The sequence below is a fragment of the Amycolatopsis rifamycinica genome (genome assembly GCF_000695625.1).
Classification (GTDB): domain Bacteria; phylum Actinomycetota; class Actinomycetes; order Mycobacteriales; family Pseudonocardiaceae; genus Amycolatopsis; species Amycolatopsis rifamycinica.
Window position 1 is genome coordinate 1 of sequence record NZ_JMQI01000001.1, and the last position, 15,345, is coordinate 15,345.

Below are 15,345 nucleotides of genomic sequence, written 5' to 3' on the forward strand. Positions count from 1 at the left end.
GGCTGTTCGCCCATTAAAGCGGCACGCGAGCTGGGTTTAGAACGTCGTGAGACAGTTCGGTCCCTATCCGCCGCGCGCGTAGGATACTTGAGGAAGGCTGTCCCTAGTACGAGAGGACCGGGACGGACGAACCTCTGGTGTGCCAGTTGTTCTGCCAAGGGCATGGCTGGTTGGCCACGTTCGGAAGGGATAACCGCTGAAGGCATCTAAGCGGGAAGCCTGTTCCAAGATGAGGTATCCCACCCCTTTGTGGGTTAAGGCCCCCAACAGACCATTGGGTTGATAGGCCAGAAATGGAAGCACAGTAATGTGTTGTCGAGTTGACTGGTACTAATAGGCCGAGGACTTGCCTACAAAGATGTTACGCATCCACTCTACGGTTCTGAAACACCACGCGTGTTTCACAGTGTTTCGGTGGTTATAGCGTCAGGGAAACGCCCGGTCCCATTCCGAACCCGGAAGCTAAGCCTGACAGCGCCGATGGTACTGCAACCGAAGGGTTGTGGGAGAGTAGGACACCGCCGAACTTACCTTCCGTACGGCCCGTTAGGATAGCCAGTTGGCTGCCCTAGCGGGCCGTACGCGTATGTCCAGAACAAGATTTTTTCATGGCAGGAGGCCAGGTGTCCGAGTTCGGTCGACGAGACTCAAGCGATGATGGGTCCGGCCGGTCGGCACGCCGGGACGAAGGCTCCCGGGGCCGGTCGGACGGACCCGGGGGAGACCGGCGCGGCGCGGACCGCGGTGGCCGCGACAACGCGCACCAGGGACGGCCGCGCCGTGACGACCACGGTGCCCGCGGCGGTGGCAAGCCCTTCCGCGGCGGCGACGGTCCCCGTGACCGCGATCAGCGCGGGGGTTACGCAGGTCAGAGCCGCAGTGGCGGCCGTGACTTCGGCAACCGCGACGACCGGAAGGGCGGGTACGGCAGCCGCGACTCCGGCGGCCGGCCGGGTGGCAGCCGCTTCTCCGACGGCCCGAGCCGCTCCGGTGGCGGACGCTACGAAGACCGGGGCGCCGGCCGATCGGGCGGCCGCTACGAGGACCGAGGCAACAGCCGTTCCGGCACCCGCGGTGACGGCCCGGGCCGCGGCTACGAAGACCGGAGCGGCCGGCCGCAGGGCAAGTCGTCCTACGGCGACCGCAAGCCCCGCTGGGAGGACCGCGGCGGTTCCGGCCGCCGCGACGACGACCGCGGCACCCGCCCGGGCGGCTTCCGCTCGGACGACCGCGGCCGCGGCGGCTACCAGCGCCGCGACGACGACCGCGGTCCCCGCACCGGCGGTTTCCGCTCCGACGACCGCGACCGTCGCGACGACTCGCGCGGCGGCTACCAGCGCCGCGATGACGACCGAGGTGGCCGTACCGGTGGCTTCCGATCGGACGACCGCAACCGTGGCGGCGACGACCGTGGCTCCCGCACGGGCGGTTTCCGGTCCGACGACCGCAACCGTGGCGGCGACGACCGCGGTTCCCGTACCGGCGGTTTCCGTTCGGACGACCGGAACCGTCGTGACGACTCGCGCGGCGAGCGCGGCGGCTACCAGCGCCGCGACGATGACCGCGGTTCCCGTACCGGCGGTTTCCGCTCGGACGACCGTGGCCGCGGCGATTCGCGTGGCGGTTACCAGCGTCGCGATGACGACCGCGGCTCCCGCACCGGGGGTTTCCGCTCGGACGACCGGAACCGTCGTGACGACTCGCGCGGCGAGCGCGGCGGCTACCAGCGCCGCGATGACGACCGCGGTCCCCGCACTGGTGGCTTCCGGTCCGACGACCGGAACCGTCGTGACGACGACCGTGGCACCCGTCCGGGCGGTTTCCGTTCGGACGATCGTGGCGGCGACCGCGGGCCCCGGACGGGGGGTTTCCGGTCCGACGACCGGGACCGCCGTGACGACTCGCGCGGTGAGCGCGGCAGCTACCAGCGCCGCGACGACAGCGGTGACAGCCGCGAGAACCGTGACAGCCGGGAGAACCGCGGCGAGCGCACCGGTGGGGGCTTCCGCGACGCCGGCAAGCGCTACGACCGCGACAACAGCAGCCGCCCCGGTGGTCGTGACCAGGGTGACCGCAGGGATCGCCGGGACGACCGGCCCCGCCGGGACCCGCGGCCCCGGGTCGGCGGCCCGCTGGACGACGAGGCCCTCGCCAAGGAACTCCTCGAAGCGCCCGAGCTCCCCGAGGACATCGAGTTCTCCGACCTCGACGAGGAAGCGCGCCGCGAGCTGCGGACGCTTCCCAAGGGGCTGGCCGAGACCGTCGGGAAGCACCTCGTCGCGGCCGGCGGCCTGATCGACAGCGATCCCGAGGCCGCCCTCGAGCACGCCAAGTACGCCAAGGCCAAGGCCTCGCGCGTCCCGATCGTGCGTGAGGCCCTCGGCCTGGTCGCCTACCAGGTCGGCAACTGGTCGGAGGCCCTCTCCGAGCTGCGGGCCGTCCGGCGGATGACCCGCACCGACGACCACATCGCGGTCATCGCCGACGCCGAACGCGCGCTCGGGCGTCCCGAGCGGGCCCTTGACCTGGCGAAGGAGGTCGACACGGCGAAGCTCACGAAGGCCACCCAGGTCGAACTCGCGATCGTCGCGGCCGGGGCGCGGCGGGACCTCGGGCAGCTCGACGCCGCCGTCGTCTCGCTGCAGGGTGACGACCTCAAGGCCGAGAAGCGCGAACCGTGGAGCGCTCGCCTCTTCTACGCCTACGCCGACAACCTCGCCGCCGCCGGGCGCAAGGACGAGGCCATCCGGTGGTTCCTCAACGCCGCCGAGGCCGACGCCGAGGACGAGACCGACGCCGCCGAGCGCGCCGCCGATCTGTCGAACGAGGACAAGAACGCGGACGCGAACGCGGACACCAACGAGGCGAAGGACACCGAAGCCACCGATGAGTGACGCCCTCCTCGCGGCCTACGACGCGGTCCTCTTCGACCTCGACGGCACCGTCTACCACGGCACCCGGGTGATCCCGGGCGCCCCGGAGACGGTGCGGGCCGCGCGGGAGCACGGCACTCCGGTCCGGTTCGTCACGAACAACGCCTCCAAGGCACCCGACGAGGTCGTCGCGCACCTCACCGGTCTCGGCATGCCCGCCGGGACCGATGAGGTGCACACCAGCGCCCAAGCCGGCGTGCAGCTGCTGAAGGAGCGCCTGGACCCCGGGGCCGAGGTCCTCGTCGTCGGCACCGAGTCGCTCGCCGCCGAAGTGACGCAGGCGGGGCTCACGCCGGTGCGGGAAAACGTCGCGGGCGTCCAGGCCGTCGTTCAGGGGCACTCGCCGGACAACACCTGGGCCGCGCTGGCCGAGGCCTGCCTGGCCATCCGCGCCGGCGCGCTGTGGGTGGCCTGCAACGTCGACGCGACCCTGCCCAGTGAGCGCGGCCTGCTGCCGGGCAACGGCTCGATGGTCGCCGCGCTGCGCACCGCCACCGACGTCGAGCCGCTGGTCGCCGGGAAGCCGCAGCCGCTGCTGTTCGACACCGCCGCGCGGTCGGCCGGTGCGGAGCGGCCGCTGGTCGTCGGCGATCGGCTCGACACCGACATCGCCGGTGCGGTCGCGGCGGGCATCGACTCCCTGGTCGTGCTTTCGGGGGTCGCCACGCCGAAACAGCTGATCGAAGCGATCCCGGCCGAGCGGGCGACCTACCTCGCCCGTGACCTCACGGCGCTCACCGAAGCGGTCGAAGACCTGCGGATCGGGCCGAGGCCCGGCTGGACCGTCACCACCGAAGGCGGCGTCCTGGCCGCGACCGGTGACGGCGACGAGCTGGACCTGCTGCGCGCCCTGTGCCACACGGCCTGGGAGACCGGCGTCACCGAACTCCACGGCGACGCCGAAGCGCGGCTGGGCGGCAGCTGACTGATACCGTTTGCCCCGTGCAGGACCATCCCTACCCCGTCCCGGGGCCGCCGCCCGGTTCGTTCTCGCAGCAGACCGACCCGCGGGCCGGCATCGACGAAGCCGTCGCCGGGCTGGACGACCTCGACGCGTTGCCGCTCGCGGAGCACGTCGAGCGCTTCGACGCCGTGCACACCGAGCTGACGGTCGCCCTGTCCAGCATCGACAAGGTCTGATCGGCGTGCCCAAGCGGGCCCGCCTCGACGCGGAACTGGTTCGGCGCGGCCTCGCCCGGTCGCGGGAACAGGCGTCGGCCCTGATCACCGGCGGCAAGGTCACCGTCCGCGGGATGGTCGCGACCAAGCCCGCCACCGGCGTGGAATCCGACGCGCCCATCGTGGTGAGGGACGAAGATGACCCCGGCTGGGCGTCGCGCGGCGCGCACAAGCTCCTCGGCGCGCTGGAAGCGTTCACGGAGCTGAGCGTCGAGGGCAAGCGCTGCCTCGACGCCGGCGCGTCGACCGGTGGGTTCACCGACGTCCTCCTGAGGAACGGCGCCGCGACCGTGATCGCCGCCGACGTGGGCCGTGGCCTGCTCGACTGGCGAATCCGCACCGATGAACGTGTAGTGGTCATGGACCGCACGAACGTCCGCAACCTGACGCCCGACGACCTCGGCGGGCAGGTCGACCTCGTCGTCGGCGACCTTTCGTTCATCTCGCTCAAGCTCGTGCTGCCCGCGCTCGCGGCCTGCGCGCGCGACGGCGCCGATCTGGTGCCGATGGTGAAACCGCAGTTCGAGGTGGGCAAGGACCGCCTCGGCAGCGGTGGTGTCGTCCGCGACCCGGAACTGCGCGCCGAATCGGTGCTCACGGTCATCGACGAGGCCGCGAAGCTCGGGCTCGCGTTGCGCGGGGTGACCGCCAGCCCGCTGCCCGGGCCGTCCGGGAACGTCGAGTACTTCGTGTGGCTCACCAAAGCCCGGTTCTCCGGAGAACGGGTGGCCGAGTCCACTGTGGACGCGGTAGACAGGTCTGAGGCCGAGCGGCTCGTCCGGACCGCCGTCGAGGAAGGGCCCGCATGACCACCGAACGTGAAGTGCTCCTCCTGGTGCACCCCGATCGCGAAGCGACGGGCGAAGCCGCGCGCGAGGTTTCGGCGCGCTTCGCCAAGGCCGGCATCCGGATCCGGGTCACCGAGCACGACGTCTGCGCGTTGATCAACCCCGAGCAGCACGGCGTCGGCGCGACCTGCACCGTCGTCGGCCCGGACGACGACCCGGCCGAGGGCGTCGAGCTGGTCTTCGTGCTCGGCGGCGACGGCACGCTGCTGCGCGCGGCCGAGCTGGCCCGCCCCGCCGGGGTGCCGGTGCTCGGCGTGAACCTCGGGCGCGTCGGCTTCCTCGCCGAAGCCGACTCCGACGCGCTGGCCGACACCGTCCAGCGGGTGGTCGACGGCGACTACCAGGTCGAAGAGCGGATGACCATCGACGTCACCGTCACCCACGACGGTGCCGAGGTCGCCCGCACCTGGGCCCTCAACGAAGCCAGCGTGGAGAAGAGCACCCGGGAGCGGGTGCTCGACGCGCTGATCGAGGTCGACGGCCGCCCGGTGTCCGCCTTCGGGTGCGACGGTGTGCTCTGCGCCACACCGACGGGCTCGACCGCGTACGCGTTCTCGGCGGGCGGCCCGATCATCTGGCCGGACGTCCAGGCGCTGCTGGTGGTGCCGAGCAACGCGCACGCGATGTTCGCGCGGCCGCTGGTCGTCTCCCGGGACTCGGTGATCACCGTCGGGATCGACCCGGACGGCTCGTCCGCCGTGCTGACCTGCGACGGCACCCGGCCGATCGACCTGCCGCCGGGCGCGCGGGTGCGCGTGACCTGCGGCAAGACGCCGGTGCGGCTGGCCCGGCTGTGGGACGGCCCGTTCACCGATCGCCTGGTGCAGAAGTTCTCGCTGCCGGTGAAGAGCTGGCGAGAACGGCACGCCCGCCCCTGCGAATAGCCCTCCGCCACCACCCTCACCGGAGGCGCTTCGCGCCGCTGACCAACCATTCGGCGCTTTGTTCGAACATATCGGCGACGCGCCGGGTGCCCGCGCGCGCAGAGTGTCGGTGGTGGCCGCTACCGTAGGCGGCGTGCTGGCCGAGATGCGCATCCAGGGCCTCGGAGTCATCGAGGACGCCCTGCTGGAACTGCACGCGGGCTTCACCGTCGTGACCGGTGAGACGGGTGCGGGCAAGACCATGGTCGTCACCGGGCTGCACCTGCTGTCCGGGGGCCGAGCCGAGGTGTCCAAAGTCCGGACGGGAATGCTCAAGGCGTTCGTCGAAGGGCGGTTCACCTACTCCGGTGTCGAAGGCGCCGAGCGGATCGTCGCCGATTCGGGCGCGGACGTGGACGAGGACGGCAGCGTGATCGCGCTGCGGGCGGTCGCTGTCGACGGGCGGTCCCGCGCCCACCTCGGCGGCCGGTCCGTGCCGGTCGGGGTGCTCGCCGAGCTGTCCGAGCAGCTGATCGCGGTGCACGGGCAGAACGACCAGCTGCGGCTGCTGCGCCCGGCCGAGCAGCGCGCGGTGATCGACCGGTTCGCCGGCGACTCCGTGGCGAAGCCGCTGCAGGCTTACCGGGAGGTCCGGTCGGAGTGGCTGGCGGTGATCGCCGAGCTGACCGAGCGGTCGACGCGCTCGCGGGAGATGGCCCAGCAGGCCGACCTGCTCAAGCACGGGCTGACCGAGATCGACGCCGTCGCGCCGGAGCCGGGCGAGGACGTCGAGCTCACCGAGCAGATCAAGCGGCTCGCGGCGGTCGACGAGCTGCGCGCGGCCGCCACCGAGGCGCACGTCGCGGTCTCCGGTTCCCCGGACGGCGACCCGGACGCGCCGGGCGCGATGGGCCTGGTCTCCGAGGCGCTGCGGCGGCTCTCGACGGCGGAGGACGCCGTGCTGCGCGAGCTCGCGCCGCGGCTGGAGGAAGCGTCCGTGCTGCTCTCCGACGTGGGCGCCGAGCTGGGCAACTACGTCGAGACGCTGGACGCCGACCCGGCGCTGCTGGAGAAGGTGCTGGCCCGCCAGGCCGACCTCAAGCGGCTCACGCGCAAGTACGCGGCGGACGTCGACGGCGTGCTGGCCTGGGCCGAAGACGCCCGGCGCCGGCTGGAAACCATGGACACGTCGGAGGAGGCCCTCGCCGAGCTGGCGCTGCGGCGCGACCAGCTCGCGATCCAGCTGGCCGCGCACGCGGCCGAGGTGTCGGCCGCCCGGGAGACGGCGGCGACCGAGCTGGCGGCGGAGATCACGCGCGAGCTGTCCGGGCTGGCGATGGGCCAGGCCGCGATCGAGGTGACGGTCGAGCAGCGCCCCGCCGAGCACGGCGACACGCACGCGCTGGCGATCGACGGCCGCGCGGTGCACGCGGGCCCGGACGGCGTCGACGACGTCGAGCTGCTGCTGCGCGCCCACGACGGCGCCCCGCCGCTGCCGGTGCACAAGGCGGCCTCGGGCGGTGAGCTGTCGCGGGTGATGCTGGCCATCGAGGTGGTCCTGGCCCACGCCGACACGGTCCAGACGCTGGTGTTCGACGAGGTCGACGCCGGGGTCGGCGGCCGCGCGGCGGTCGAGATCGGCCGCCGGCTGGCGCGGCTCGCGCGGACCCACCAGGTCCTGGTGGTGACGCACCTGCCGCAGGTCGCGGCGTTCGCGGACCAGCACCTGGTGGTGGACAAGGGGCACACCGGCGGCGTCACCCGAAGCGGCGTGAAGAACCTGAGCCAGACAGAGCGGGTGAGCGAGCTGGCCCGCATGCTCGCGGGCATGGACAACGAGACCGGCCGGGCTCACGCCGAGGAACTGCTGGCGACGGCGGAGAAGGACAAGACGGAGTTCGAGCCGAAGAAGAAGCGGGCCAGGAAGAAGTAGCCGGGCTGCCGGCATGGCGGGTGGGGCCCGCGGCGCCCCACCCGACGCGGCTCAGCAGGCGTCCGGGTCCTCGACACCCGGCGGCGGGGTGAACAGTTGCTCGAAGGTCTGGTCGACGAGCTCGAGCACGTTGCCGAACGGGTCTTCGCAGAAGCAGAACCACGACTCCGGCCCCACCTGGTGGATCTTGCTGCGCTGGCGGCCGCCGAAGAGGCGGATGCGGGCGGCCGTCTCCGGCACGTCGAGGCACGTGAAGCAGATGTGGAAGATGCCGGTGCGCCAGTAGTCGAAGTTGTCGGCGCGACGCTCGGCGACCGGGCCGGTGAATTCGAACAATTCGATTCCGGTGCCGCCCGGCATGACCATGTGCGCGATCCGGGCGCTCTGCCAGCCCTCGCCGTAGATGTCCGACGCGGGGCCGCCGCCGGGGGCGTCGCTGCTGATGGAAAACGGGCCGAGCAGGAGCTTGAGGCCGAAGACCTGCTCGTACCACGCGACCGCGCGATCGAGGTCGGTCACCGACAGGGCGGCGTGGTTGAAGCCGGTCCGCACGGCGGGCGGGGTGAGGCACTCGAGCGCGGCGAGCCGCGGTGCCGGGACGTGGGGCAGGGTGGGCACGCCCGGAACCACACCGGTTCCGGGAACACCGACATCGCTGGACTGCATGGGCAAACTCCTGGGTGGTGTGAGAAACGCTCGGTGGCGCAATGCGATCACCCCCCATGAGGATGCATTGCACAGCCGTCGGCTGTGCGACCAAGTATCGGTGGTCCCCGCGAGAAATCTTCCTGAGAATTGTGGCAGCGTTGGGAAACGGGTCACGAACGCACAGTCACCACTGCGGCAAACGGCCTACGACCGGCCTTTTTCCCCTGCTGAGACCCCTGCCTGTCACTTTCCAACCAGGCGCACCCGCCGACGGGATCCGCATTTTGAGTAAATTGTTGGTAAAGCCGTCTCGGAAATTCGAAAACCGCGCGTGAGCCCTCGACGGTCACGGAAGGTTCTCGCGGGCGAAGTGGTTGGAGGACTTGTCCGACGGCGAAGAAAGGACCCCCATGCGCGCGGTGGTACTCCGTGAACCCGGCCCGGTCGAGCACCTCGAGCTCACCGAGCTTCCGCTGCCCGAGGTGAAACCCGGCTGGGTCCGGATCGCCGTCAAGGCGTTCGGCCTCAACCGGTCCGAGCTGCACACCCGGCTGGGCCTGGCCGAAGGTGTCACCTTCCCGCGCGTGCCCGGGATCGAGGCCGTCGGGATCGTCGACGCCGGCGGCGGCTTCCCGCCGGGCCAGCAGGTCGCGACCATGATGGGCGGCATGGGCCGCACCTTCGACGGCGGCTACGCCGAATACACCCTCGTGCCGGCGAACCAGGTCATCCCGTTCCGCAGTGACCTGCCGTGGGCGGTCATCGGCCAGGTCCCGGAGACGCTGCAGACCGCGTACGGTTCGCTCACCACCGGCCTCGACCTGCGGGAAGGCCAGACGCTGCTGATCCGCGGCGGCACGTCCGCGCTCGGCTTCGCCACCGCGACCCTGGCGAAGGACCTCGGCGCCACGGTCTTCGCCACCACCCGGCAGAAGGATCGCCTGGACACTCTCGCCGGGCACGGCGTCGACCACCCGCTGCTGGACGACGGGACCGTGGCCGAGCAGGTCCGGAAGATCGTCCCCGAAGGGGTCGACGCCGCCCTCGAACTCGTCGGCACCCCGACCCTGCCGGACACCCTGAACGCCACCCGCGTGCACGGGACCGTCTGCTTCGCCGGCATGTTGTCCAACCAGTGGACGATCTCGAACTTCTATCCGATCGGCTACCTTCCCGCCGGGGTGCGGTTGACCGCTTATGGTGGTGAGGCGGACGACCTGCCCGCCCCCGTCCTCCAGCGGCACCTCGACCGGATCGCCGACGGCGAAGCGAGCCTCGGCCCGGTCAAGGTCTACTCGATGGCGGAGATCCGGCAGGCGCACGACGACCTGGAGCACAACCGGACGGCGGGCAAGCTCGTCGTGTTGACCGGCCGAGCGGAGGGAGCCGCCCCGTGATCCTGCCGCCGCCCGCCGACGTCGAAGCCCAGCTCGCCGCCGCGCGGCGGGACGGCGACCTCGACCGCTACCTCGGCCTGCTCGCGGACGAGGAGCTGTTCGTGCCGATCCGGCGGGTGGACGCCCGGAGCATCCTCGACGAACGGGCGGAGACCTTCCCGAACGTCTACTTCGAGACCGGCGGCGACGAGTTCCTGCAGGTCTTCACCCGCGGCGCGCTGCCGGACTTCGGGCCGGACGTCGTGGCCATGAGCGGCGCGCTCGACTGGGCGGTCGACGGCGTCGGGCGGCACGAGCGCGTCGTGTTCAACCGCGGCACCCGCGCCGAATGGCGGCTGGCGGGGGCGACGCTGCAGCCGTGGCTCGACGCGCACGCGGGCGACGTCACGCCGCTGGAAGAGCAGGTCGAGCGGCTGATCACCGCGCCGTACGGGCACCTCGAAGGGCCCATCGCGCACGCGCTCGCCTGCGGCGCGCACCTCGCGGTGCTCAACGCGGCGCCCTGGAACCTGCTCGACGGCCGCTACCACGACTACGTCGCCGAGGTGCGCAGCCTGCGGGACTGGTGGGGCGTGGCCGACCCGCCCGGCTGGCGCGCGACCATGACCGGCCTGATCGGCGACGGCTACACGCTGACGCCGGGCAACCTGGTCCTCATGCTGCGCCTGCGGTTCGCCGCCGAGTACGGGCTGCCGGGCGCCGAGTTCGACCCGCTGACCTGGGCGCAGCTGGTGGACCGGTGGTGCACCGAGAACGACGCCGCGGACCAGGCCGACGAGCTGCGGGACACCGTCCGCCGGGTGTCCCGGTACGAGCGGCGGCTCCGCGCCGACGGCCTGGTCGGCGCGGACGGCTGCGTCACGACGGCGTTGTCCTGGGACGTCGGCCGCGCGATCGCCATCGCCCGCGGCGGGCTGGCGGCCGGGTACTGCGACGCGCTGAGCGCCGAGCTGATGGCGCTCGAAGCCGGATCGCTGGCCCGTCGCTACCACCAGTCATGGGCCGACCTGTCGGCGGGGTACGTGATGGGCCGGGTGCTGCACGCCGGCGAGGACGAGTTCGGCGAGTGGTACCCGGCCGCCGTGCGCGTCCACCACCAGCTCCTTCAGGATCCGGCGAGCCCCTGGTTGAACCTCGATTTCGGCTCGCTGTCGGAGGAGTCCGAGGCCTGACCCGTGCGGGGGAGGTCACCACAATGAGTCACCCCGGCTACGGCGTGGCGAGCATCGTCCCATGAGCAAATTTGTCACCATCGGCCACATGAAGCTCACGGGTCTGCTCACGCGGAATCAAGAACCCCCGCCGGGGATCACCGGGGTCGCCCGGGTCGACCGCCGCACCCGGGAGCTCCTGCGCCGGATCAGTCCCGGCGACATCGTCGTGCTCGACCAGCTGGACCTGGACCGCGCGACGGCCGACGCCCTGGTCGAGGCCGAGGTCGCCGGCGTGGTCAACGCGTCGCCGTCGATCTCCGGCCGGTTCCCGAACATGGGCCCCGAGATCCTCGTCGCGGCCGGCATCCCGCTCGTCGACTCGGTCGGGGGCGAGCTGCTGCGCTCGATCAAGGACGGCACGAAGCTGCGGCTGCACGACGGCGTCGTCTACGTCGGCGAGCGCCAGGTCGCCTCCGGCATCCTGCAGACCGCCGAGAGCGTCGCCGACCAGATGATCGAGGCCAAGGCCGGGATGTCGACGCAGCTGGAGGCGTTCTCGGCCAACACCATCGAGTTCCTGCGCCGCGAGCGCACCCTGATCCTCGACGGCGTCGGCGTCCCCGAGCTGAAGGTGCCGCTGCGGGACCGGCACGTGCTGGTCGTGGCGGGCGGCAACGGGCACGCCGAGGACCTCAAGAAGCTCAAGAAGTACATCGCCGAACACCGCCCGGTGCTGATCGGGGTCGACGCCGGCGCCGACACCCTGCGCGTCCAGGGCTACCGGCCGGACGTCGTCGTCGGCGACCCCACCGGCATCGGCACCGCGACGCTGCGCGGCGGCGGCGAGGTCGTCGTGCCCGCGCAGCCGGACGGCCACGCCCCCGGCGTCGAGCGCATCCAGGACCTCGGCATCGGCGCGGTGACGTTCCCCGCGTCGGGCAACGCCGAAGACCTCGCGCTGCTGCTGGCCGACGCGCACGGCGCCAGCCTGGTCGTCACCGTCGGCTTCCAGGCCACCCTGCGCGAGTTCCTCGACCACGGCCGGTCCGGCTCGAACCCGTCGACCTTCCTGACGCGGCTGAAGCTCGGCACGAAGCTCGTCGACGGCAAGGCGGTGGCGACGCTGCACCGCAACCGCGTGTCGATCGGCGCGGTCGTCCTGCTCGTGCTCGCCGCGGTCGTGGTGGTCGCCGCGGCACTGCTGGTGTCCGATGTGGGCTCGGTCTACCTCGACTGGCTCAAGGGCACCTGGAATTCGTTCTACGCCTGGGTCAGGGGATTGTTCACGTGATTTCGCTGCGCTACCACGTCGTTTCCATCGCCGCCTGCTTCCTCGCGCTGGCCGTCGGCGTCGTGCTCGGCTCCACGGCCCTGAACGGCACGCTGCTGTCCGGGCTCGCGGGCGAGAAGAAGGACCTCGGCAGCCAGGTCGCCGACCTGGAGGCGCAGCGCAACGCGCTCAACGCCCGGCTGGCCGACGCCGACGCCTTCGCCGGCTCGATGGGCCCGAAGGTCGTGGCCGGCACGCTGGACAAGCGGACGGTGGTGCTGGTGACCACCGAAGACGCGCGCCCGGCCGACCGGGACGCGCTCAAGCAGCTGATCGGCCAGGCCGGCGCTTCGGTGACCGGCGAGGTGCAGCTGACGTCGGCGTTCGCCGACCCCGGAAAGGCCGACCAGCTCCGCGACGTCGTCACGCGGCTGCAGCCGGCCGGCTCGAAGTTCCCGACGGCGGGGGACTCGGGCACGCTGGCCGGCGCGCTGCTCGGTTCGGTGCTGCTGCTGGACAAGACCACGGCGAAACCGCAGTCCGCGCCGGAGGAACTGGCGGCGGCGCTGAGCGGGCTCACCGACGGCGGGTTCGTCAAGGCCGGCCCGGACGTCAAGCCCGCGCAGCTGGCGATGGTGCTCACCGGCGCCCAGGCCACCGGCGACGGCGCGGGCGACCGGGCGGCCACGATCGCCCGGTTCACGACCCAGCTGGACCGCAGCGGTGCGGGCACGGTCCTGGCGGGCGACGCCGGTTCCGCGGACGGCACCGGCGCGCTGGGCGTGGTCCGGGCGGACACCGCGGCGACGTCGATCCTGTCCACAGTGGATAACGCAGACACGTCGGCGGGCCGGGTGAGCGCGGTGCTGGCGCTGAAGGAACAGCTCGACGGCGGCGCGGGCCGCTACGGGGTGGCGGGCAACGCACAGGCTCCGGCGCCGGGCGTCGCCCCACCGCCCGGCAACTGAGCGGTTCATCCGGACCAGGTACGCCGTTTGGCCAGCGGCCGCGCGTACGAACCCGCCCGGCTCGTCTTCAGCCCCAGGGCCACCAGGGATTCGGCGAGCCGGACCGCGGCCGCGACGCCGTCGATGACGGGGATGTCCAGCATCGTCGAGATCCTCCGGTCCAGCCCGGTCATCCCGGCGCACCCGAGGACCAGCACCTCCGCCCCCGCGTCCCGCGCGCGACGGCCGGCCGTGAGCAACGCCGACTCGGTCCGGCGTTCGTCGGTCAGCTCCAGCACCCCGAGCCCGGCGCCGGTGACCGTGACGCAGTTCTGCGCGACCCCGGCGGCGTGCAGGCTGTCCTCGATCAGCCCGCACGTCCGGTCCAAGGTGGTCACGACGCCGTAGCGGCGGCCGAGCAGGCAGGCCAGGTGCGCGGCGGCCTCGGTGATGTCGACGACCGGGACGTCCAGCAGCTCGCGCGCGCCCTCGCGGCCGTGCTCGCCGAACCCGGCGAGCACGACGGCGTCGAACGGTTCTTCCAAGCCCCGCAACAGATCGAGCACCGCGGCCGCGGACAGGAAGCTGTCCAGCCAGCCCTCCGCGGACTCGGGTCCCCACCGAGGCGTCCGCGCGAGGATCTCGGTGCCGGGGCTCGCGGCCGCGCGGGCCCCGGCTTCGATCTCCTTCGTCATCGTCTCGGTGGTGTTGCAGTTGGTGACGACGATCCTCATCGGTGCTTCCTCGACACCGCGAAGTAGAGCAGCGCCGACGACGCCGTGCCGATGAACCACGAGTACGGCGCGGCCGGCGCGAAGAACGGCACCAGCGCGATCACGGCGGACAATGCGGCGGTCGGGAAGAACGTCACCAATGCCCGCGGGTTCACGCGCGGGTAGCTCCCGCCGTCGACGAACAGCTGGGCGACGTCGACCTTGCCGCGCCGGATCAGGTAGTAGTCGACGATCATGATGCCGAACAGCGGGCCGAGGAACGCGCCGAGCCCGCCGAGGAAGTAGTTGACCACCGCCGGCGAGGAGTACAGCTTCCACGGCAGCACGCACAGGGCCGCGACCGCGCTGATCATCCCGCCGACGGTGAAGCTGATCCGCTTCGGCCAGATGTTGGCCAGGTCGTAGGCGGGGGAGACGAAGTTGGCGACGATGTTGACACCCATGGTGGCGACGGCGAAGGTCAGCGCGCCGATGACGAGCACCGGCGTGTTGTGCACCTTGGCCAGCAGCTCGGCCGGGTCGGTGATGGCCTCGCCGAACACCTGCATGCTGCCCGCGGTGACGACGACCGACAGCAGGGCGAACGCCGTCGAGTTGATCGGCAGGCCCCAGAAGTTGCCGCGCTTCACGGTCTTCTGGTCCGGGGCGAACCGGGAGAAGTCGCAGAAGTTGAGCATGAGCGTGCCGTAGGTGGCCAGGATGAGCCCGGCCGCGCCGAACCACTGCCGGATCTGCTCGCCGGTGGACAGCTGCTGGGGGCTGCTGGTGAACGAGATGTTCCAGTGGCCCGCGGCCAGGATCCAGACGGCGAGGGCGATCATCACGACCCAGATCGCCGGGCCGCACCAGTCCTGGAACTTGCGCACCGACTCCATGCCGCGGGTCAGGATCAGCGCCTGGACCGCCCACAGCGCGACGAAGCAGATCCAGCCGAGCGCGTGCAGGCCGAGGAAACCGTGCTCGGTCCAGGGTTTCAGGCCGGGGTCGATGGCGAGCACGAGCAGCGTGATGGCGACGCTCGCCAGGTAGGTCTGGATGCCGTACCAGAAGATGGCGATGATCGCGCGGATCAGCGCGGGCAGGTTGGCGCCGAACGTGCCGAAGCTGATCCGCGCCACGACCGGGAACGGCACGCCGGTGCGCTGCCCGATCCGGCCCATCAGGTTCATGCCGGCGTAGATGATGACGAACCCGAACAGCAGCGCGGTGAACACCTGCCAGGCCGACAGGCCCAGCACGAAGAGCCCGGCCGCGAAGGTGTAGTTGCCGAGGTTGTGCACGTCGGACATCCACAGCGCGAAGATGTCGTAGACCTTCCACCGGCGTTCCTTCGCCGGCGCGAGATCCTCGTTCCAGAGGCGGGGGTCGGGTGGTGGAGTCGTCTCTTGAGAGGGTTCGGTAAGCGGGGCGGCGGTCATGAAGGCCCTCCGATCGACGTG

The 15,345-nt window shown here is 71.6% G+C and carries 14 protein-coding genes and 2 rRNA genes; 12 read left to right on the top strand and 4 right to left on the bottom strand.

Going from position 1 to position 15,345, the window contains the following annotated elements:
- Together DV20_RS00005 and rrf are read left to right on the top strand one after the other, a co-directional pair.
- Positions 1 to 354, top strand: a 23S ribosomal RNA gene (locus DV20_RS00005); the annotation flags it as partial.
- Between the two features lie 56 nt (positions 355 to 410).
- A 5S ribosomal RNA gene (gene rrf / locus DV20_RS00010) occupies positions 411 to 527 on the top strand.
- A 120-nt stretch (positions 528 to 647) separates the two neighbouring features.
- On the opposite strand, the gene DV20_RS47380 is transcribed toward rrf, so the two are convergent.
- Positions 648 to 2,327, bottom strand: coding sequence for a hypothetical protein (locus DV20_RS47380; protein ID WP_235190663.1), 1,680 nt, complete (start codon positions 2,325 to 2,327; stop codon positions 648 to 650).
- Positions 2,328 to 2,366: 39 nt separating this feature from the next.
- On the opposite strand from DV20_RS47380, the gene DV20_RS47385 reads away from it, so the two are divergent.
- The 6 genes from DV20_RS47385 to recN all read left to right on the top strand — a co-directional run bounded on the left by DV20_RS47385 (position 2,367) and on the right by recN (position 7,756).
- Entirely contained in the window at positions 2,367 to 2,894 is a 528-nt protein-coding gene (locus DV20_RS47385) for a tetratricopeptide repeat protein (protein ID WP_235190664.1), read from the top strand.
- Positions 2,887 to 3,858 carry an HAD-IIA family hydrolase gene (locus DV20_RS00020; RefSeq protein WP_043774927.1) on the top strand — a complete coding sequence of 324 codons (972 nt, stop codon included), beginning with the start codon at positions 2,887 to 2,889 and terminating at the stop codon, positions 3,856 to 3,858. Before DV20_RS47385 ends, DV20_RS00020 begins: the two co-directional genes overlap by 8 nt.
- A 17-nt stretch (positions 3,859 to 3,875) precedes the next feature.
- Positions 3,876 to 4,073, top strand: a complete 198-nt coding sequence (locus DV20_RS00025) for a hypothetical protein (protein WP_043774930.1) — start codon at positions 3,876 to 3,878, stop codon at positions 4,071 to 4,073.
- 5 nt (positions 4,074 to 4,078) lie between these two features.
- Complete coding sequence (locus DV20_RS00030; RefSeq protein ID WP_043774932.1) at positions 4,079 to 4,921, top strand: TlyA family RNA methyltransferase; 843 nt, start codon at positions 4,079 to 4,081, stop codon at positions 4,919 to 4,921.
- Complete coding sequence (locus DV20_RS00035; protein WP_043774935.1) at positions 4,918 to 5,844, top strand: NAD kinase; 927 nt, start codon at positions 4,918 to 4,920, stop codon at positions 5,842 to 5,844. The genes DV20_RS00030 and DV20_RS00035 overlap by 4 nt, the downstream gene beginning before the upstream one ends.
- 133 nt (positions 5,845 to 5,977) lie before the next feature.
- Positions 5,978 to 7,756, top strand: coding sequence for a DNA repair protein RecN (recN, locus tag DV20_RS00040; RefSeq protein WP_043774938.1), 1,779 nt, complete (start codon positions 5,978 to 5,980; stop codon positions 7,754 to 7,756).
- A gap of 51 nt (positions 7,757 to 7,807) precedes the next feature.
- Here the strand turns inward: recN and DV20_RS00045 are convergent, their stop codons facing one another.
- Positions 7,808 to 8,374: a VOC family protein gene (locus DV20_RS00045; RefSeq protein WP_200876324.1), complete on the bottom strand. Its 567-nt coding sequence runs from the start codon at positions 8,372 to 8,374 to the stop codon at positions 7,808 to 7,810.
- 440 nt (positions 8,375 to 8,814) lie between these two features.
- Here DV20_RS00045 and DV20_RS00050 point away from each other — a divergent pair, with 440 nt between their 5' ends.
- The 4 genes from DV20_RS00050 to DV20_RS00065 all read left to right on the top strand — a co-directional run bounded on the left by DV20_RS00050 (position 8,815) and on the right by DV20_RS00065 (position 13,193).
- Positions 8,815 to 9,801, top strand: coding sequence for a zinc-binding alcohol dehydrogenase family protein (locus DV20_RS00050; protein WP_043774940.1), 987 nt, complete (start codon positions 8,815 to 8,817; stop codon positions 9,799 to 9,801).
- Entirely contained in the window at positions 9,798 to 10,973 is a 1,176-nt protein-coding gene (locus tag DV20_RS00055; RefSeq protein ID WP_043774943.1) for a DUF1266 domain-containing protein, read from the top strand. The genes DV20_RS00050 and DV20_RS00055 overlap by 4 nt, the downstream gene beginning before the upstream one ends.
- Positions 10,974 to 11,061: 88 nt before the next feature.
- Complete coding sequence (gene steA / locus DV20_RS00060; RefSeq protein WP_043774946.1) at positions 11,062 to 12,246, top strand: putative cytokinetic ring protein SteA; 1,185 nt, start codon at positions 11,062 to 11,064, stop codon at positions 12,244 to 12,246.
- Complete coding sequence (locus DV20_RS00065; RefSeq protein ID WP_043774949.1) at positions 12,243 to 13,193, top strand: copper transporter; 951 nt, start codon at positions 12,243 to 12,245, stop codon at positions 13,191 to 13,193. Before steA ends, DV20_RS00065 begins: the two co-directional genes overlap by 4 nt.
- A gap of 5 nt (positions 13,194 to 13,198) precedes the next feature.
- On the opposite strand, the gene DV20_RS00070 is transcribed toward DV20_RS00065, so the two are convergent.
- Together DV20_RS00070 and DV20_RS00075 are read right to left on the bottom strand one after the other, a co-directional pair.
- Entirely contained in the window at positions 13,199 to 13,906 is a 708-nt protein-coding gene (locus tag DV20_RS00070; RefSeq protein ID WP_043774952.1) for an aspartate/glutamate racemase family protein, read from the bottom strand.
- Positions 13,903 to 15,324 carry an NCS1 family nucleobase:cation symporter-1 gene (locus DV20_RS00075; protein WP_043774955.1) on the bottom strand — a complete coding sequence of 474 codons (1,422 nt, stop codon included), beginning with the start codon at positions 15,322 to 15,324 and terminating at the stop codon, positions 13,903 to 13,905. Before DV20_RS00075 ends, DV20_RS00070 begins: the two co-directional genes overlap by 4 nt.
- Positions 15,325 to 15,345 lie beyond the last annotated feature (21 nt).

Coding starts and splice junctions, on each gene's coding strand:
- DV20_RS00020 (WP_043774927.1), top strand. CDS start 2,887: ATGAGTGACGCCCTCCTCGCGGCCTACGACGCGGTCCTCTTCGACCTC.
- DV20_RS00035 (WP_043774935.1), top strand. CDS start 4,918: ATGACCACCGAACGTGAAGTGCTCCTCCTGGTGCACCCCGATCGCGAA.
- DV20_RS00050 (WP_043774940.1), top strand. CDS start 8,815: ATGCGCGCGGTGGTACTCCGTGAACCCGGCCCGGTCGAGCACCTCGAG.
- steA (WP_043774946.1), top strand. CDS start 11,062: ATGAAGCTCACGGGTCTGCTCACGCGGAATCAAGAACCCCCGCCGGGG.
- DV20_RS00070 (WP_043774952.1), bottom strand. CDS start 13,906: ATGAGGATCGTCGTCACCAACTGCAACACCACCGAGACGATGACGAAG.
- DV20_RS00075 (WP_043774955.1), bottom strand. CDS start 15,324: ATGACCGCCGCCCCGCTTACCGAACCCTCTCAAGAGACGACTCCACCA.